The 18,822-nt window shown below is 64.1% G+C and carries 11 protein-coding genes; 3 read left to right on the plus strand and 8 right to left on the minus strand.

Annotated features, from left to right (window positions below; translation table 11 throughout):
• The first annotated feature begins 5 nt into the window (after positions 1-5).
• From BX604_RS18590 to BX604_RS18600, 3 genes are all read left to right on the plus strand, one after another.
• Complete coding sequence (locus BX604_RS18590) at positions 6-1,250, plus strand: CaiB/BaiF CoA transferase family protein (RefSeq protein ID WP_179894847.1); 1,245 nt, start codon at positions 6-8, stop codon at positions 1,248-1,250.
• Between the two features lie 79 nt (positions 1,251-1,329).
• A complete protein-coding gene (locus BX604_RS18595) occupies positions 1,330-2,496 on the plus strand; it encodes a porin (RefSeq protein WP_098552079.1) in 1,167 nt (388 codons plus the stop codon).
• Positions 2,497-2,837: 341 nt separating this feature from the next.
• The gene (locus BX604_RS18600; protein WP_098552080.1) at positions 2,838-3,707 is read left to right on the plus strand and encodes a S66 peptidase family protein; all 870 of its coding nucleotides are present in this window, start codon (positions 2,838-2,840) and stop codon (positions 3,705-3,707) included.
• 157 nt (positions 3,708-3,864) lie between these two features.
• On the opposite strand, the gene BX604_RS18605 is transcribed toward BX604_RS18600, so the two are convergent.
• Genes BX604_RS18605 through BX604_RS18640 form a run of 8 tightly spaced genes read right to left on the minus strand, consistent with a single transcriptional unit; the run spans position 3,865 to position 18,804 of the window.
• Positions 3,865-8,589 (minus strand): RHS repeat-associated core domain-containing protein, encoded by a 4,725-nt coding sequence (locus BX604_RS18605; protein ID WP_098552081.1) that lies wholly within the window; start codon positions 8,587-8,589, stop codon positions 3,865-3,867.
• A 15-nt stretch (positions 8,590-8,604) separates the two neighbouring features.
• Positions 8,605-9,870, minus strand: coding sequence for a hypothetical protein (locus BX604_RS18610; protein ID WP_098552082.1), 1,266 nt, complete (start codon positions 9,868-9,870; stop codon positions 8,605-8,607).
• 15 nt (positions 9,871-9,885) lie between these two features.
• Positions 9,886-12,090 (minus strand): type VI secretion system Vgr family protein, encoded by a 2,205-nt coding sequence (gene tssI, locus BX604_RS18615; RefSeq protein ID WP_098552083.1) that lies wholly within the window; start codon positions 12,088-12,090, stop codon positions 9,886-9,888.
• A complete protein-coding gene (gene tssH / locus BX604_RS18620; RefSeq protein WP_098552084.1) occupies positions 12,087-14,753 on the minus strand; it encodes a type VI secretion system ATPase TssH in 2,667 nt (888 codons plus the stop codon). The genes tssI and tssH overlap by 4 nt, the downstream gene beginning before the upstream one ends.
• A gap of 12 nt (positions 14,754-14,765) precedes the next feature.
• Entirely contained in the window at positions 14,766-15,875 is a 1,110-nt protein-coding gene (tssG, locus tag BX604_RS18625; RefSeq protein WP_143748061.1) for a type VI secretion system baseplate subunit TssG, read from the minus strand.
• Positions 15,872-17,743: a type VI secretion system baseplate subunit TssF gene (gene tssF, locus BX604_RS18630; RefSeq protein WP_098552086.1), complete on the minus strand. Its 1,872-nt coding sequence runs from the start codon at positions 17,741-17,743 to the stop codon at positions 15,872-15,874. Before tssF ends, tssG begins: the two co-directional genes overlap by 4 nt.
• Positions 17,744-17,747: 4 nt before the next feature.
• Positions 17,748-18,302, minus strand: coding sequence for a type VI secretion system baseplate subunit TssE (gene tssE / locus BX604_RS18635; RefSeq protein WP_098552087.1), 555 nt, complete (start codon positions 18,300-18,302; stop codon positions 17,748-17,750).
• A gap of 10 nt (positions 18,303-18,312) precedes the next feature.
• Entirely contained in the window at positions 18,313-18,804 is a 492-nt protein-coding gene (locus BX604_RS18640; protein WP_059525502.1) for an Hcp family type VI secretion system effector, read from the minus strand.
• Positions 18,805-18,822: the final 18 nt, after the last annotated feature.

The following is an 18,822-nucleotide window of genomic DNA, read 5'->3' on the forward strand; positions in this document are numbered from 1 at the left end:
TCATGATGCGAAACACGGAACCGATCGGACATTTGCCACTTGCTGGCGTGAAGGTCATCGAGCTTGCGCAGATCATGGCCGGGCCCACGTGCGGCGTGATGCTTGCCGACCTGGGTGCCGACGTTTACAAAATCGAGAAATTCCCTGCGGGCGACGATGCGCGCTCATATAGGCGCGGCAACGAAGGGGGGCTACCTCCATCGTTCATGATGCTCAACCGGGGGAAGCATTCGGTCGGACTCGATCTGAAGAGCACCGATGGTCGAGCCGTTCTGTTGCGACTGATCGCGCGCGCCGACGTGGTGACCGAGAACTTCCGGGTCGGCGTCATGGAGCGACTCGATCTCGGTTATGACACGTTGCGCGCGATCAACCCGGCGCTCATCTACTGCGCGATCTCCGGCTACGGCAGGCAAGGTCCGCTTGCTGACAAGGGCGGCTTCGATTTGATCCTGCAGGCGTTCAGCGGGTTGATCAGCGTCACCGGGGAGCCGGGTCGCCCGCCCGTCAAGCCAGGCGTCTCGATCGCGGACGTCAACGCCGGCATTCTCGCCGCCTTCGGCATCCTGGCAGCCTATGTGCACCGGCTGAAGACCGGCATCGGACAGCGCGTCGACACCTCGCTACTGCAGGCGTCGCTGCAGCAGTTGTACTGGTATGCGGCGGCGTACTTCGCGACGGGCGCTGTCGGCAAACCCTCGGGCACGGCCCATCCGCTGATCGCGCCGTACCAGGTATATCGCTGCGCCGACGGCGACATCGCCGTGGGCGGCGCCAACCAGGCGAACTGGGAGCGCATCACGGCACTGCTGGGGCATCCGGAGTGGATGGCCGATTCCCGCTTCGAATCTCCCCAGCAGCGACTCCGGCATCGTGGCGAGCTGGAGGCCCTCATCAACGCCGTACTCGCCGACGCCAGCGTCGATCATTGGATGGCGCGGTTCGATCGAATGGGCATACCGGCCGGCCCGGTTCAGAGCGTCGCCCAGGCGCTGGAGCACGAACAGTCGCGCATGGTCGGCATGGTGCGGGAAGTCGACGCGCCGGGCGGCGGCACGACGCGCACGCTCGGCTTGCCGGTGCTGCTGGGCGGACATTCGCACGTGGCGTCGCGCGCAGCGCCTCGGGTCGGCGCCGATACGGAATCCGTACTGCGCGATTTCGGATTCCACGCTGACGAGATCCAACGCCTCATTGATAAAAAAGTGGTGTTCCAGTGCGAGCCGGAAACGCGCGCGTCAACTGATTAGGTATTCGAATCAAACAGGCATTCGCAGCGGAAATATCCGGCCAACGAACCGGACCGATAACGCAGAACGAGGAGACGGGATGAACAAGTACGCGATGGCGGCACTGCCGCTGGCGCTGCTCGGCGGCATGGCGCATGCGCAATCGTCGGTGACGCTGTATGGCGCCGTTGACAGCGGCATACTCTATCAGAGCACCTCCGCTTCGACGCTCGCGACGAACGCGCGCGGTACCGGGAAGATCTTCCGCTTCCAGGATGCAGGCATCTATTCGAGCGGGTGGGGGATCAAGGGAACGGAGGACCTGGGTGGCGGCTACCGCGCACTGTTCCAGCTACAGGGGTCGTTTAGCAGCGGCACGGGAAAATCCAGCATCAACTCGACTCCGGGGCAGTCGGCGATCTTCAATCAGGTCGCGGCCGTTGGGTTGTCGGGGCCGTTCGGCGCGCTGACGGCCGGCCGCCAGATCGTTCCGCTATTCAGGGCGATGGAAGCCACCGATGTGCGCGGCGCGCAGTACTTCGGCAGTATCTTCACTGCGCTGCTCGGACTGAATCAGGCCGCGGGCTGGCCCGGCACCAATACGAACGCGCAGATCGGGGCGGTCTACGACGACAATGCGCTGGTATATCAGTCGCCAACTTATCGCGGGCTTTCATTCGCGGCGGAGTATGCGCCGGGCGGCGTCGCAGGTCACCTTCAGGGCGGTACGCGCGAATCGGTCGTGATGAAGTACGCAGGCTACGGGCTGGTGTTCGCGGCTGCGTACTACAACGGACACGACACGAATCCGTATCCCGCTGCGTATGGTGTCGTGCCTGGCGTGAATCCCGCCCAGGAGACCGGTGTCGACAACAATCGGTTTGTCTACGTCGGCGCACGCTATACCACGCCGGGTGGTGTATCCGTGTCGGCATCCTATGCGAATGCCAGGAATCCGGCCCATGCGGGGCAAGCAAACTACGATCTCTTTTCCGCGGGGCTAGGCTATAGGGTCTCGGCGGCGTTCACGCTCACGAGCGGCCTCTACTACTTGCGCAGCCGCAACGATGCCGCGCCGTACGCGGGCAGTTCGACCGAAATCGCGGTCGGCGCCGACTATCGTCTGTCTACCCGGACTGAGGTCTATGCGCAGATCGGGCACGTCAACAACAAAGGCGCGATGAACCAGCCGGTCGCGTATGGGCAGCCGGTCGAGTCAGGTGCCCAAACGACCGCGGCGATGATCGGTGTCAGGCATAAATTTTGATCATTTTGACCGTTACGCAGTGTCGTAGGCCGGCGCCTGAACGGGCAGGGCGCTCGCGCTTGTTTCCCCGTCTTTTGCGGACTGACGACCAGGTTTGGTTGGCGGCTTTGCGGTTTGCCGGCGTTGCGCAAGGTCTACGATCACATGCTCGAATGGGATCCGCATCGATCGGTCGGTGATTTGCATCGACCGTGATTCTCAAGCGGCGCTGGAAGCGAATCGGATTCGCGGACGACAGAGAATGGCATCTCCCCGCGTTCAATGTCGCCTCGCAGGTGTGAGCGGCGCGCGAGTGGCATCAGGTATATTCAGCGGGTTCTTATCCTTACGGTATCCGTTCAATGGAATCAAGACGCAAGACAGTGAGCGTCGTCGCGCCCGCAGGTGTGCCCGATCCGCAAGGAATCGAGCGCGGCATCGCGCTCGTCGAAAGCTGGGGCTTCAAGGTCACGACGAGCGCACATCTCGGCAGCCGGTACCGCTATTTCGCCGGTACCGCCGAGGAGCGCGCGGACGATCTGCGGCGCGCCTTGATGGATCCGTCAATCGATATCGTCTGGCTCGCGCGAGGGGGATTCGGTTGCGCGCATCTGCTCGAGCACCTGCCCGACGAGATCGCGACGCCGAAGACGATCGTCGGTTTTTCCGACGCGACGTCGCTATTCTGCGCGCTTGCAGACCGGCCCGGCGTGCGCTTGTTGCATGGTCCGACATTCCACAGCCTGGCGACCAAGGTCGACGACGCGACGCGTGCCGACATGCGCGCCGTGCTGACCGGTGGCAAACGCGCTCCGCTGAGCCTGCGGCATTTGTCCGGCGCCCCTGGAGCGGTGCGGGGACGCCTGTGCGGCGGCAACGTGACGGTGCTCGCGAGCGTCGCGGGTACACGCTGGTCGCTTCGCTCACGCGACGCGATCGTACTGCTGGAGGACGTGACGGAATTCGGCTACCGGCTCGACCGCAGCCTGACGCAACTGCGTCTGAGCGGCGCGTTCGACGGGGCCCGCGCGTTCGTGCTCGGGCAATTCACGCGCTGCCCGATCCCGGACGGCGCGGATTTCACGCTCGAGCAGATGCTGGTCGACGTGCTGGGCGGCTTCGGCCTGCCGATCTACTCGGGTCTGCCGATCGGACATGAACACCGCAACATCACTTGGCAATACGGCAACCAGGCTGCCATCGAGAACAGCGCGATCCGGTTCGTCGCGTAGCGTCTTTAGCGGAAACGCGACATCTGAACTTGGGACCTACACACTAACGTTCGATAATTCACGTTATGTAAAATTAAGAATGATGCTCCTGATCGTTAGAGCTATCGGCACGTGCTACGCAGGCAATTCTCGGGATGGCACCGCGACATGAACGCATTTATGGCCTCGTCCAGCCACGGCTAGGTGCTGCCTTGGCAACCGTTCCCTTGCGGAGAAATCCGAGCTGTTCCCATTCCTGTGCCGTTTCTTTGAAGACCGGTACACCGTCGATGTCAATTGCCGTTCGTTCCATGATCACCCCGGCCGCCTCATCCTTGGAATCTCTCTGATTTTCCCACGCGTCCTGCAATGCCATCCGTTCTTTATCCAGTGAAAATTTGCTCGTTAGGTGGCCCATCTGAACAAGGGGTTGTCCAGTTCTAAAGACTTGTGGGTTTTCCGTTAAATCGGCCCCCCAATCATTGTCTTCGACGTCCCCCCAATTAATGAGTTCGGAATGTGAACATCCTCTGGTTGGGGCGAATTGCTTCGTCACGTTTCCCGCCGAATCCCGAGCGAGAAGAAATTGAAGTGGGTGTGAGGGATTATTCAAGATCGTTTTCAAGGAAAACCGTCTGAATGCAGATTTGGCGTCCAAGCCGAGAGGATCAACCCATGAAAGAGTATTGGCGGCAAACTGGTATACATTCGTGCCGGCAGATAGACCGACCGGATCCTGGCTGATGAACCGCCCTAAATCCGGGTCGTAATAGCGGAACCTGTTGTAATGAAGTGCTGTCTCCCCGTCATAATATTGCCCCTCTAGCCGTAGGGGCTGGTCGTGCTTGGCCTGCGTTCCGACCCGGCTGGCGCTACCCCAAGCCGTATAATGGCACTCCCAAACAACCGAACCTGACGGATCGACAATCCGCTTTTGCGCTCCATTTGGGTCAGCGTCGAAGAAGACGTACTGCGTCTCGGCGACCAGACCTGGGGCAAATGGCATCGCTTCCATATGCTGTTGATCCGTGCTGTCCGGATGTTGAGTCTGGTGCTGATACGCGCGTTGCATTCCGGCGAGCGGCCGAAACGTTCCCGGATAGTAGATCCACTCGCGCGCTTCGCTGTATCCGCTTACTGGATTCCCTGAACGGTCTGAATGCCCGTCGATGCTTGCTTCTACCAACCACCGGCGAACGTTCAGATCACAATGTGCAATTTCACCTACCAGCACATCGCCTTCCCAAAAAAAACAAGAGGTACACAACCGATTGGTTCGGTCCGAGGCAGTGCTGTTCCACGCACCAGACTCATGCTGGATCTGAGTGACTTTCCGGGTGCGCCGATGGAACGCGTCATACTCGTAGCACGTATGGACGCGCAACGTGCCGGTTGCCGCCCCGACCGTGGGGCGTGTCGCTAGCGTTTCGATCAGCAACCCATCACCATCCCAGCGCAACAGTAGATCCTGTTGTGCGCTCTGCTTGCGCAACAGATTGCCAGCACAATCGAATGTGTAGCTACAACCATCGTGTTCGCCGGTGCGTGACCATGAGTCTGATTGTCGTTCCGGATTACCTTGATGAACCCGTGTGGTCAACAGATCGCCCGCCGGGTCGTACAGGAAGCGGTGCAGTTCTCCGGCCGGATCGAGGTGACCAGTCAGCCTCCCCACAGGGTCGTAGTCGAATCGTTCGACGCCAAGTCGAGAGTCGCGCTTCTCGGTCATTTCACCGTTGGCGTCGTAGGTATATTCGGTGGCAAACACCGGACCTGTGTCGATCAGCAGCGTTTGCCGGGCTAACTGCCTATTCGACGTATAAGCTAGCTCGCGTCGCAATGCCTCGCCCAAATGTTCGACGCAGCCCCGTCCGAGCGCGTCACGTTCGAATGTGACCGGTAAGGCGTCGTCGATTTGGATCGAGAAGACTGCGCCGAGCACGTCATAGCCATAGCGCACGGTGTGCGAGATGACTGAATCAGCTGCCGTGAGCGTTGTGCGACGCTCTACTCGCTGGCCAACAGCGTTGTACCGGTAGCTGATCACGAAGGCGTCGCCTTGTCGTTCTTCAACGAGACGACCCGCAGCGTCATAGCTCAGTTCGACGCGGCAGTCCGGATTTTCCGCAACGATCAATTTACCGCTGCGGTCATACTCGAAGGCGTCGATGCGATGCCCATCAGCCTTTCTTCGGTCCGGCACCCGTTTTTGTACGATCCGCCCTAGCTTGTCCGTCTGGTAGACAATCACCTGCCCCAGTGGGTCTATGCTGCACTGTAGTTCACCGAACGAGCCGTATTCATAGCGGCGAAGTTGTCCCCAATAGTCGACTTCTTCGACAATCCGTCCCAGCCCGTCGCGCTTGAGTTCATAGAGTTCGCCGCGCCCATTTACTACACCGACCAATCTGTCCTCGGAGTCGTAGTGGTATTCGACGACGTTTCCATCAGGCGTGTGCTTCTTACTGACCTGCCCCAGCGCCGAATAGGTCAGTTGCGTTACATTGCCCGTCGCATCGCAGTAGCGCAGCATATTGCCATCTGCATCATAGGCGCAGTGGATCTCGCGCACACCCGGTTCGATGACGCGCGTCAGATTGCCGTTGCGGTCGTATTCGAAACGGCTCGCTTGACCGAGAGCGTTGACAACTTGCACCAGATTTCCAAACGTGTCGTGCGTGTACTGCGTGCGATGACCAAGTGCATTCGTCAGCACTGCAAGACGGCCATCCCGGTCGTAATCGAATCGCGTCAATTCGCCTTGCGGCCCGGTATGCGCGACGAGTTGACCGTATTGATCGTACGCGTAACGACTGCAGGCTTGCGATGGCGTAGTCTGCGTCAGCAGATTCCCCCGTTCGTCCCACGCATAACTCCATTGCCCGCCGTCGGGATCCGTCCCGCACACCAGCTTGTGATCGGCGTTGTATTCAGTGCGCAATGCGCTGCCATCCGGCAAGGTCTGCATGAGAAGATTGCCGTAGGAATCGTATTCCCAGTACGTGGTGCGTCCTGCGAGATCGGTTTTTGCGTTGATGCGCTCCTGCCCATCGTATCGATAACTTGTCACACCGCCCAACGGATCTATTTCGGCCACTGGCATGCCACGGTCGTTGGACTGCAGAAACGTCATGTACCCCATGGAATCTGTAACGCTGGTTTCCTGATGCGCCGGATCGTAGGCAAAGCGGTAATCGAATAGATGGTTATCCCCCCACGCATGGTCAACACGCCAGATCCCATCGTCATTCCGTTGGTAGCTGTAGTAAAACGACACTCCACGGGCACTGGTATGACGCACCATTCGATGATGGTCGGCATATTCGAAATGATGAGGTTGCGCCATCGGATCGACCGCAGCGGCCAAGTTCCGCTCGTTGTCGTGCTCATAGCCCACAAGCAAGTGTGCTCGACCGCTTCTATCGATCAGATCCAATGCAGACAGCAGTCCTGAATGCGTATTGTCGCTATAGGAGCATTCGATCACGCGCCCTGCCATAACATCGCCCTGCCATTCGACAAGACGCACCAGGTTTCGATCTGTCTGGCGCTCAAACGACCACGCATTGCCGTTCAGGTCGGCCATACGATCGACAAGCAGCGGCAGCGCGATGGTGTCCAGTCCAGTGTCGACGGCGCGTATCCATAGCGCCGGTAGGGCGAATTCGTATTCGATACCAGCGCGTGTACGCAGCACCAATCGATCGTCACGCAGGTATAGAGCGTGCCCATGCTGCCAGTCATAGACGCGGCTCGACCAGCCGCTGTCAGTCGGTATCGTGTCGAACGCGGTCGCATAATTCAGGAAATATGCGGCAACGCCCACACCATTCTCATGCCGCATCAACGTCAACCGGATATCAGCGGGCGTCTGCCAGCCAACACCAATTGCGCCGGCGTAGCTATTGTGGCTGGCATAGTACCGATCCCACGTGAGCGGCAAGCGGCCGGGTACTGTGAAGTCATGCTGCTGAATCACGACTTCACCCGTGATTGCGTCCACCGGTTCTGCCTTCAGCACATTGCACCTTAAGAACCCCGACTTCAAATTCAGCTTATCCGCCAGCGCCCTCGCCCACTTCGATCCCCGAAACGCCTTGAACAACCCCTTCGCCGCCGCAGCCATATTCATGATCGGCGGCCCGCCCACCAACACCGGCCTTCCTGCCGGAATAGGCAACATCACCGAACTGGGCATCGACGGATAAGTCCGATCCGTATGCGCGCTGTTATGCGGAGGCGGCTCCATCCCGATCGACCAGCAACTCAACGCCTCAAGCGCCATGTACGACATCGGATCGTTGTTGGCGAGCACCGTCTTGCTACCCATGAACGATTCCCCGTCGTTCGACGGTTCAACCTCCTCAGGCGGCGGTGCAAACGATTCACCAAGAGGAAAATGCAACCCGGGAACGTGATACGCATGCGTCCCTGCCGTGGCCCGCATCATCCCGTTCACAAAAATCGGCCTGCCGCTGCTTCCCCCCGATCCGACGTTCGAACCAAGATCATCACTTATGCGGTTCTTGATCTTGTTGGCCTCTTTCGCCAGTCGCATCCCCTCCGCGACGTTGGGATCGTCCTTGAAGTCTGGCAGTTTGCCGCCACCCATCAAGTCATTGAGTTGCTTATTGACCTGCTGGTTCGCTTCATCGGCCAGATGTGCCAGCTTCTCCACATCTTCGGGATGATCTTCGATGTATTCGGTCACCTTCTCCTGCACGATCATCATCGCAATGCAGCCGACCACCGCTTTTGCGGCCTGGATGTACTCGCGCTTATCGAGCATGAACCCGACATGAGGGTGCGGCAGGAACACCGGCGGTGTACCAGGCGTAACCAGCACCGAATGAACGTCCACGCCAACCACGGGATCGAGATGCTTGACGGCAGGAAGTGCCACGGTGTTTGCCCCCGCTCAGCGGCCGCCACGCAACGCCGCGACTTTCTCGCTCAACGCGTTGCGCCGCCGGTCCATTGCACCCAGTTGCGACACCATCCACTCGACAACCATCGGCAGGTTACTGTTCGCCCGCATCGGCTCGTCGATCATCAACCCCGCATCGAGCGCATTGAACCCGGCCTCCAGTGCATGCTCGCGCTCCCCTGCCCGTTCCCAGCACACCGCGCTCATTCGCCAGGCCTCGACCGTCATCAGCCCGTCCTTCGCCGCGGTAGTCGACGCCACCGCGCGCTCGTAGCAATATGCCGAGTGCGCATAATCCTTGTGCGTCAAATGCACGCTCGCCTCGCCGAACAATCCATTCGCCACGAGCTTGTGCCCTGCCGGATGCCCTGCCTCGACCGCACGCATGCCGCTGCTGGCGGCGCTCTGGTAAGCCTCGATCGCCCGCGCCCGATCGCGCCACTTCAGATACGCGGCCCCGGCAATCAGATGCACGACGACGCATTGATCGAACCACTGCTCACGCTCCGCGACCTTCAGCGCCGCCGTGCGCAACTCCTCCAGCCGAGCAGGATTACCGCTCTCGATCATCTCGGTCAGCATCACGAAATGCCGTCGAAACTCGCCACTCGGCCCGCGCTCGCCCGACTCCGCCAGCAATTCGCGCGGCACGCTCGCCATCGAATACTTGCCTTTTACGACGCGTACCGCAGCCCGATGCCTTTGCATCAACGCCGCAAACGGCTCGATCTCGATACGCGGTACGACAAAGCGCACGCGCTCGGCAAGCTGCGGCGCGACCGCAATGATCGACAGCAAATCGTCCATCCAGCGCACCCACGCCGCGTCGTCCCGCACTTTCACCGGTTCCAGCACGAATACCATCGCCGGAAAAATATCAGGGTGGTGCTGCATCAGGCTGTCGGCAACCGCGAAAAGATATAGCAAAGGATTCTTGCCATCGTCATATGGCGGCTGCCAGTCCGCACGTACGCCCTGCGCCGCGGACCCCTCACGCCGGCTGTCGTAGAACGCGATGAATTCATTCGTCAGCGCCGTCGGATAATCCGCTTCATTGACGAACGACGCCCGCATCGTCCTGACCGCACACGACGTCTCGTCCTGAACCTGGAAATACAGCTGCACGAGCTCCGCATCCGTCTCGTCGGTCTGCCAGATCATCAATCGCGCGTCGCGCTCTTTCGCGAAACTCATCCAGTCCGTATGCGCATCCATGAACCTACGTTCTATCGGATTGGTCGGCTGCCAGTTCTGCATTCGCGCGCGCCTCCGTCACGGATTCAGCTTCAGTACGGCACCTTCGACCGTGTGTTCGGCGGTCGCCGACGACGTCACCGTCTTGCCGTTCACGCTGTGGGTGTTCGTGCCGGTCGATGCGACGTTGACGCCCTGGATCGCAATCGTGCCGTCGCTCTTCATCACGATGCTGGACATCCCGCAGACGAGCGAAAGCTGGTCGCCCGCGTTGACGGTCACCTGATGCTGCACGTTCGTCGTATGGTTCGCGCCGACGTTGACGGTGTGTTCGCCGCCGACCGTGTGCGTATGGGCTTTGGCGATCGTCGAGGTCCGCGTGCCGATCTCCTCGGTATGCGCCGACGCAACCAGCGTCTTCATGTCCTTCGACGTCGTCTGATACATCTGTCCGACGCTCAGCGTCTTGCCTTCGCCGATCGTTTCGGTCTTGGCATGCGTGACCGACTCCGTGTGGTTGCCGCCGATCGTCGCCTCGCGATCCGACGCGATCGTCACGGTCTCCTTCTTCCCGACCGTTCGCGTCCGGTTCCCACCCACCCCATGTGTCTCATCCACCCCGATCTGCGCGACCCGGTTCTTGCCGATATTCACCGTCTCGTTCTGCCCGACGCTGCGTTGCCGGTTGTTCTTCACCTGCATCGTCTCGTCGTTCCCGACCGTATGCGTGTGATTGTTCCCGACAGAAAGCGTGTGATCGGCCTCCGTCTCCGCATCGAAATTCCTTTCCGCATGCATCCACAGCTGCTCGGCGCCCTTCTTGTCCTCGAACCGGAAAGCATTCGCATGGTCGGTCGTCCCGCCCGGCGATGATCTCGACAGCAACCCGCTCTGCGTCGCACTCCCCGGCAGCCCCCACGGCGGCACCTTTTCGCCGTTGAATACGCGGCCGGTGATGATCGGCTCGTCCGGATCGCCGTTGAGAAAATCGACGACAACCTCGTCGCCGACGCGCGGAATCTGCACGCCACCGAACCCGCCCCCAGCCCAGGGACTCGACACCCGCACCCAGCACGACGAATCCTGGTTGCTCTGCCCATACCGGTCCCAGCGAAACTGCAGCTTCACGCGCCCGTATTGATCGGTCCAGATCTCCTCGCCGGGCGGCCCGACGACGGTCGCGGTCTGCGGCCCATTGGTCCGCGGCCTCGGCGTCTCTCGCGGCGGCCGGTAAGGCAGGCTCGACGGCTGCACGAGCATCATCGTCCGATGCACGACGGCCTCCGCGCCCGGGTCGCTCGCATACGCGTTTTCCTGAAAGCGGTACTGGCAACGCACGATCAGGTACTCGCGGTTCTGGTCGGCGCGCGGGCAATGCGCGAGCGTGAACAGGTAGCCCGGCGCGACGCCGCGCACATCGGTATCGGCACTCGCCCGCTCGTGCTCGGCCTGCTGTTCCTCGAGCCGCACGCGGCTGTAGTGCGCGCCGGGCGCATCGTCGCGATAGCCGCCGGGCCATTCGAACGACGCGAAGCTGTCGTGATCGTGGCCGCGCGGATCGACCTTCTGCGATGAAAGATCCGCACGCGGCTTCGTATAGTCGTAGTCGGTGGTCTGGTGCTTGCCGACGCTCACCTCCTGCGCAGGCAGCCAAGCATCGATGTGCTCCTCGTCGGCGATTGCCGTGCGATCCTGCGCGATGTACGGGATCGTTTCGTAGCCAGGCAACGCAACGTGCGACGACATCGCATCGCACAGCACGAGCGTGTGACTGTCGGCCGCGTGCCGGAAATGGCAATAGATGCCCTCGAACTCCATCAGCCGCATCACGAACGCGGTGTCGGTCTCGTTGTACTGCACGCAGTATTCGCGCGGCACGTACGCATCGGTCAGCTTGTTCTCGATCGGAAAGCCGTAAGGCGCGAGCACTTCCTGCACGATGTCGGGCACGGTGCGGTTCTGAAAGATCCGGCAGTCGGAACGGCGCGTCGCGAGCCACAGCCACGGCCGCACGACGAGCTCGTAACCGTAGTAGCGCTCGGCGCGCCGGCCGCCGAGCGACGCGCGCGCGACGATCCCGTTCAGGTAGCGCGTCGAATGATCCTGCTGCTCGATCCGCACGGTCACGGGCTTGCCGAGCAGATCCTTCAGCGACAGGCTATGGCTGTCCGCCAGCGCCTCGATCCGGAATTCGAACAGGCGGCCCAGTTCGTCGCTGCCGTCGAGCGTATGGAATTTCAGGTCGTCGCCGTGCGGGCTGTCGAGTGTGAATACGCGATTCACGTTGTTTCCTCCTCGTCGAACCGATACGCGAATTCGCCGCCGGCCGCACCGACCTCGATCGACGCCAGCGCACGGCCTTCGAGCGTGGCCTCGAGAATCGCGCGGCCGATCCGCGGCATCACGGTATGCGTGAGAACCGCGTCGACCATCCGCCCGCCGGATTCGATCGTCCGGCACCGCTCGACGATCAGCGCGGTCGCCGCGTCGGTGCAGCGCAGCGCGATCCCATGATGCAGGTCGATCCGCTTCTCGAAGCGCCGCAACTGTAACTCGACGATGCGCGCGAGCGTCGCGTCGGTCAGCGGGTAGTACGGCACGACGGTGAGCCGGCCGAGGAGCGCGGCCGGGAACACGTCGAGCAGCGGCGCGCGCAGCGCATCGGCAAGTGTCAGCATGTCGGGCAGATGATCGGGATCGCGGCACAGCTGCATCACGCGATCGGCGCCGACGTTCGAGGTCAGCAAAATCACGGTATGCCGGAAATCGATGTCACGCCCCTCGCCATCCTCCATCCAGCCCTTGTCGAACACCTGGAAGAAAATCTCGTGCACGTCGCGATGCGCCTTCTCGATCTCGTCGAGCAGCACGACGCTGTACGGGCGACGGCGCACGGCCTCGGTGAGCACCCCGCCCTGTCCGTAGCCGACATAGCCCGGCGGCGCGCCCTTCAGCGTCGATACGGTGTGCGCCTCCTGGAATTCGCTCATGTTGATCGTGATCGCGTTGCGCTCGCCACCGTACAGCGTGTCGGCCAGCGCGAGCGCGGTCTCGGTCTTGCCGACGCCGGACGGCCCGCACAGCAGGAACACGCCGTGCGGCTTGGTCGGGTCGTCGAGCTTCGCGCGCGCGGTCTGGATCCGTTCCGCGACCAGTTCGACCGCGTGGCGCTGGCCGACGACGCGTTCGCCGAGCGTTTCGGCGAGCTTCAGCACGGCCTGTGTCTCGTCGCGCACCATCCGGCCGAGCGGAATGCCGGTCCAGTCGGCAACGACCGCGGCGACCGCATGCGTGTCGACGGCCGGCAGCACGAGCGGCGCGTCGCCCTGCAGGTCGGTCAGTGTCTGCTGCGCGGCAGCCAGGCGTGCCTGGATGTCGGCGCGCGCGACGGCTGACAGTTCGTGAGACGGATCGTCGTCGAGCAGCGCGACGCGCGATTCGACGATCGTGGTCAGTGCGTCGCGCTCGGCTTGCCAGCGCGTGTCGAGCCGGTCGAGTTCTGCCTGGACGGCGGCGACCTCGGCGTCGATCGTGTCGCGCCGCGCGGTGTCGCCGCTGCCGAGCGCACACTCGCGCCCGATTCGTTCCCGCTCGACTTGCAGGCCGTCGATGCGTCGGCGCGCGTCCTCGATCGGCGCAGGCACCGCGTGCTGGCTGACGGCGACGCGCGCGCAAGCCGTATCGAGCAGGCTGATCGCCTTGTCCGGCAACTGCCGCGCGGGAATATACCGGTGCGACAGCGTCACGGCAGCCTGCAGCGCGTCGTCGAGCACCAGCACACGATGATGGGCTTCGAGCTTCGCGGCGAGTCCGCGCAGCATCGTCACCGCGGCCGCCTCCTCGGGTTCGAGCACGTGCACGAGCTGGAAGCGCCGCGTCAGCGCCGGATCCTTCTCGATGTACTGTTTGTACTCGGACCACGTGGTCGCGCCGATGGTGCGCAGCAGACCACGCGCGAGCGCGGGTTTCAGCAGGTTCGCGGCGTCGCCGGTGCCGGCCGCTCCGCCCGCGCCGACGAGCGTATGCACTTCGTCGATGAACAGGATCACCGGCCGCTCGGACGACATCGCCTCGTCGATCACGCCGCGCAGCCGGCTCTCGAATTCGCCCTTCACGCTTGCGCCGGCCTGCAGCAGCCCGATGTCGAGCAGATAGAGCGCAACGTCGCCCAGCGACGGCGGCACGTCGCCGGCGGCGATCCGCAGCGCGAAGCCTTCCGCGACGGCGGTCTTGCCGACGCCGGCCTCGCCGACCAGCAGCGGGTTGTTCTGCCGGCGCCGCAACAGGATGTCGACGATCTGGCGGATCTCGGCGTCGCGCCCGACGACGGGGTCGATCTCGCCAGCCCGCGCGCGCTCGGTCAGGTCGACGGCGAAGCGCGCGAGCGCCGAACCTTCCGCGGCTGGCGCGCCTCGCGCCGGGGCGACGCCGGAACCGGCGCCCGCTTCGGCGCCGACGGCCGGTTGCGCCTCGGGCGAGCCGTCGACGATCGCTTCGAGTTCGTCGGCGAGCACGTCGGGCACGACACGCTCGAACTCGCGCGCGATCGCGTACAGCACGTTGCGCAACTGTGGCGTCTTCAGGATCGCAAGCAGCAGGACCGCGCCGCGAATCCGCGTCGCGTCGTATTTCAACGTGGCATAGACCCACGCACGCTCGACCGCGTCGTCGATGTGCACGGACAGGTCCGACACCGATCCCGCACCGCGCGGCAGCCGCTCGAGCGCGGCGACCAGCCCGCGTTCGATAGCGGCCTCGTCGATCTCGAACCGGCGCAGCACGCGCTGCAGGTCGCCGTCGGGCCGCTGCAGCAGTTGCTTGAACCAGTGCGCGAGTTCCACGTACGGATTGCCGCGCAGCCTGCAGAATCCGGTGGCCTGCTCGAGCGTCTCGTAGAGGAGCGGATCGAGTTTTCCGAACAGGTTGACGCGGCCGATATCGGACATGACGGTTCCCGTTTAGGCAGTTTCGCGATGAGGGGCGGCGCCGGTGCGCGGCAAGTCGCCACGGCGTGCGTCGTAACGGACGACTAGATCGCGCGCGGGCCCCGCTTCCAGCCGCTGCCCGAGCCACGCGGTACGGCCGAGACCCTGCGCCGCGCCGAGCGCGACCGCCGGCACCGCGTCGGACGCCAGTTCGAGCTGCACGTCCCAGTCGAACTCGATGCCGACGTATTCGCGCACCCAGTGCGCGAGCTGACGCGCGTGCGGACCGCCCGGCAGGAAGCGCCGGTACGCGTCGAGCGACAGCGGCCCGAGCACGATCCGGAAATGCGACTGCGCGTCGCGCACCGCGATGCCGAGCGCGACGCCGCCGACGCGCATGGTCGGTCGCGTCGCACGGATCGTGCAGCGTTGCGACCGTTCGATCGCGACCCAGCGCGGCACGTGCTCGACGATGCGCGCGTCGACCCCGAAATGCTGCCGCAGGATCTGCACGAGTCCTTCGGGGTTGCGCGTGTGCCGCACGAGATGACTCGCATGGAAATACAGCGCGTGCGGCGCAAGCGTGTCGGCGGCCGCATGCGCGGTCGACTCGTCGCCATGCGCCGCGCGCCCGATCAGGCTCGCGACATACGTGTCGAACCGTGCGCGCCCCGGACGATCGAGGCTCACCGTCGGCTGCGCATCGGCCCACGCACGGTAGAACAGCAGGATCAGCCGGTGATGGAACAGGTCCGCGAATGCGGCGAAGGTCGGATCGTCGTGCTGGGCCGCGCGCTCGTACGCATATTCGGTCAGGTGGGTCGGCAGCGGCCCGTTCGGCCCGAACAACCCGAACCCGTGGATCGCGATGCGCGGCCGCGCGACGCCGCCGTCATCGTCGGAGACGCCAGCCAGCATCGACGCCGCGAACGCGAGCGACGGCTGCTGCCCGAGCCGCACCGGCTCGTCGCGCGGCCGTGCGGCATGACCGAGCGGTACGCGGCCAGGCGTCAGCGCATCGAGCCAGCGCAATGCCTCGAACAGATCATGGCCATGCGGGGCGGCACGCAGCCGCGCCCACCACGCATCGCGGCGTGCGGCGTCGGCAGCCGGCTGCGCGCCGGGCGGCGTGCCGTGCTTCATATCGCGGGCCGCCTGCCGATCCGCGCCGGCCAGTGCGCGAGCGTGCCGCGCTGTGCGCTGGTCAGCACGCATTCGGCGAACGCGTTGATCGACACGTGACGCGCGAAGAACTGTTCGAGCACCGCGCCGAGCAGGAACGGGCTGTCGCCGGAGAACGCATGATCGTCGACGGTCACGTCGACCTGCACGCCGCGCCCGAACATCAGCGGCCCGAGCGCCGGCAGCCGCCGGAATACGGGCGAGAACGCGACGCGTCGCACGCCGTCGATCTGCCGGCGCATCGCGGCATCGGCCGGGTCGGCGTGCAGGCCGAGCAGTTCGCGCAGCACATGCGCGCCCTCGTCGTCATCGAGATCGGTCAGCGTCTGCCGGGCGAGCCCGAGATGGCGGATGAGCCGCCAGGCCGTCTGCGCATCGGCGACGGGCGGGCGCGGTCGCGACGGGCCACGAATCGCGACGACACGCTCGACGGGCGCCGAGATGCGCAGCGTGAACGCGTTCGCGTCGCCCGGCGGCATCAGCAGCGCGAGGTCGCGGTTCGTGCACAGCGTGTCGACGGACAGGTAGCGCATCGTTTCGTCGTACGGCGCGCACTGGCTGTCGACGAGCGACACGTAGGTTTCGCTGCCGACGTAACCGGTGCGCGTGCCGTTCGCGCGTGCCTGTACGGACACCAGCCGAGGCTCGCGGCGCATCGTGTAGTACGCGCCGTAGTTGCCGTCGTCGCTCGCGAACGACGCATGAAACGGCCGGAATTCGCGCGACTGGCCGTCGTCGCGCTGTTCGCTCGCGAGCCGCTGCACCGCATAGACCTCGTGATCGAGCGGCCGGCTGCGGTCGACGACGACATGATGCTCGCGCGCGCCCGGCTGCACCCGGATGCGGTCGCCGCGACGCGCGAACAGGTTCACGGCCGGCGTGCAGTTCAGCGCCAGATGCCGAGCATCGACGGCCGCCTCGAGCGCCGCGTCGTGGCGGTCGAACAGCACGGTCAGCTCGCATTCGTCGCCGGTGGCGCGCGCGAGTGCGGCGCGCAGGCCGCCGATGCTGAAGAACAGGAAGCGCGCCGGAAACGCGAAATACTCGCGCAGCAGCCGGTAGCCGTGAAAACTGCGCCCGTCGTCGGGCAGGATGGCCTGCGCCGGATCGAAACCCTCGTGGACGATCGCGTCGGCGTCGAGCGTGTGCAGCCAGCGCGGCGGCTGCCCCGGGTCGTGGCAGACGACGCCGAGCGCATGCGCGGCGATCAGCTCGAGCAGATGCAGCGCATCGCGCTCGGGGCCCGCGAGATGAAAGGTCAGCCGGTCGAGCGGAAGCTGTGAAAGCCTGGCGCCGCCGCGCGCCTTGAGCCGGATGCGCAGCGCGCCGCGCACGTCCTGGCGAGCCGGCACGGCGCCGCGCGGCAGCCACGACGGCGCGCCGGTCACGGTCGCACCGGTCAGTTCGAGCGGCCACAGCGTCAGGTCGTGCGCGGTCCGGAATTCGCAAGCGGTCTGTTCGGACGCGGCGGTGCGGGCGCGCAGCGCGGTGCCGGCCGGCAGCCGCCAGCCCTGCGCGAGGCTGCCTTCGTTCAGCATCGGCGCGAACTGCACGATCGCCATCGACGGCAGCGGTGCGAGATAGCCGGGATACACCGCATCGAGCAGCGCCTGCGTGAAGCGCGGAAACTCGGCGTCCATCTTCAGCTGCACGCGCGCGGTGAGGAAGCTGAAGCCTTCGAGCAAGCGTTCGACGTACGGATCGGGCGGCCCCGATTCGTGCAGCCGCAGCCGCGCGGCGACCTTCGGGAACTGCTGCGCGAATTCGTCGCCGAGTTCGCGCAGGTACGCGAGTTCGCGGTTGTAGTAGTCGAGCAGGCGTGTATCCATCGTGTCAGCTTCCCGTTGCCGACTGCAGCGACATCGCGCCCGTCTCGAGATCGAGGTCGGAGCGCAGCACGAATTCGACCGGATGCGGGATCGACCACAGCGTGCCGCGGATCTCGAACAGCAGCACGTTGTGACGCCGTTCGCCGGCGCGCCCGCCCGATGCATCGGCGATGCCGTGAACCTCGACGCTGTCGGGCGCGATGCGCGGCTCGAAGCGGACGATCGCATCGCGGATCGACGCCTCGACCGCAATACGTTCGACACCCGACATCGGCTTGCCGACGAGCGGCCGCATCCCGTAATTGAGCACCGACGCCTGCGCGTGCGCGAACGCGGCCAAGTCGACGAAGCCGTCCTCGGCGTTGCGGGTATTGAGCAGCCACGCGAGATCGCGCAGCACGGCCGCGCGCAGGCGCTCGGCGCCGATCCACTGCGTGCCGGGCAGATCGGTCGCGCGCTGCGGCGCGTCGTCGGTCAGCCGGTCGAGCAGCGCGGGTTGCAGCCGGTCGCGCATGCCGCCGTGCCGGCCATCGCGGCTGTGCGGGTCGTTCGTCGTCATCGGTGCGCCGTCACATCTCGGTGTTTTCCTTGATGTTCCAGCCGACCGACACCTCGGCGCCCTTGCCGCCGTTGTCGTTCTGCTGCCAGTACTGCTTCTTCACCTTCGCGGCCTGAAAGCCGTAGTGCATCATCAGCCGGTCGGCCGCGTCGCCGGGATCGATGCCCGCGACCTGCGCGGACGTGACGAGCACTTCCTGCAGCGTCACGCGCATGAATTCGACCTGGGTGCCGCCGGTCTTGCACGCGGAGATCTCGACCTTCGGCAAGTGCTTGCCGCTCGCGCAGTTCTTGACGATCGCGGGCGCCCCCTTGTCCATGTACGCGGCCACGACGAGATCGTTGAAGCTCGCCTTGCCCGCGTTGCCGCCGCTGCCGCTCGCCATCGCGCCCGGCTGGCTCGCTCCCCACGTGAACGATTCGATGTCGGTCCAGCCCTTGTGCTGCGCGTCCGCCGATTCGCCGGTCACGCCGTCCACCTTCATAAACATTGCCACGCCCATTGCCGTCTCCGTTTCGGT

This window comes from Burkholderia sp. JKS000303, assembly GCF_002563755.1.
GTDB classification, from domain to species: Bacteria; Pseudomonadota; Gammaproteobacteria; order Burkholderiales; family Burkholderiaceae; genus Burkholderia; species Burkholderia anthina_B.

What these genes read in the sequence shown, in the direction of transcription:
- BX604_RS18590 (WP_179894847.1), top strand. Translation starts at nt 6, where the DNA reads ATGCGAAACACGGAACCGATCGGACATTTGCCACTTGCTGGCGTGAAG.
- BX604_RS18595 (WP_098552079.1), top strand. Translation starts at nt 1,330, where the DNA reads ATGAACAAGTACGCGATGGCGGCACTGCCGCTGGCGCTGCTCGGCGGC.
- BX604_RS18600 (WP_098552080.1), top strand. Translation starts at nt 2,838, where the DNA reads ATGGAATCAAGACGCAAGACAGTGAGCGTCGTCGCGCCCGCAGGTGTG.
- BX604_RS18610 (WP_098552082.1), bottom strand. Translation starts at nt 9,870, where the DNA reads ATGCAGAACTGGCAGCCGACCAATCCGATAGAACGTAGGTTCATGGAT.
- tssH (WP_098552084.1), bottom strand. Translation starts at nt 14,753, where the DNA reads ATGTCCGATATCGGCCGCGTCAACCTGTTCGGAAAACTCGATCCGCTC.
- tssG (WP_143748061.1), bottom strand. Translation starts at nt 15,875, where the DNA reads ATGAAGCACGGCACGCCGCCCGGCGCGCAGCCGGCTGCCGACGCCGCA.
- tssF (WP_098552086.1), bottom strand. Translation starts at nt 17,743, where the DNA reads ATGGATACACGCCTGCTCGACTACTACAACCGCGAACTCGCGTACCTG.
- tssE (WP_098552087.1), bottom strand. Translation starts at nt 18,302, where the DNA reads ATGACGACGAACGACCCGCACAGCCGCGATGGCCGGCACGGCGGCATG.
- BX604_RS18640 (WP_059525502.1), bottom strand. Translation starts at nt 18,804, where the DNA reads ATGGGCGTGGCAATGTTTATGAAGGTGGACGGCGTGACCGGCGAATCG.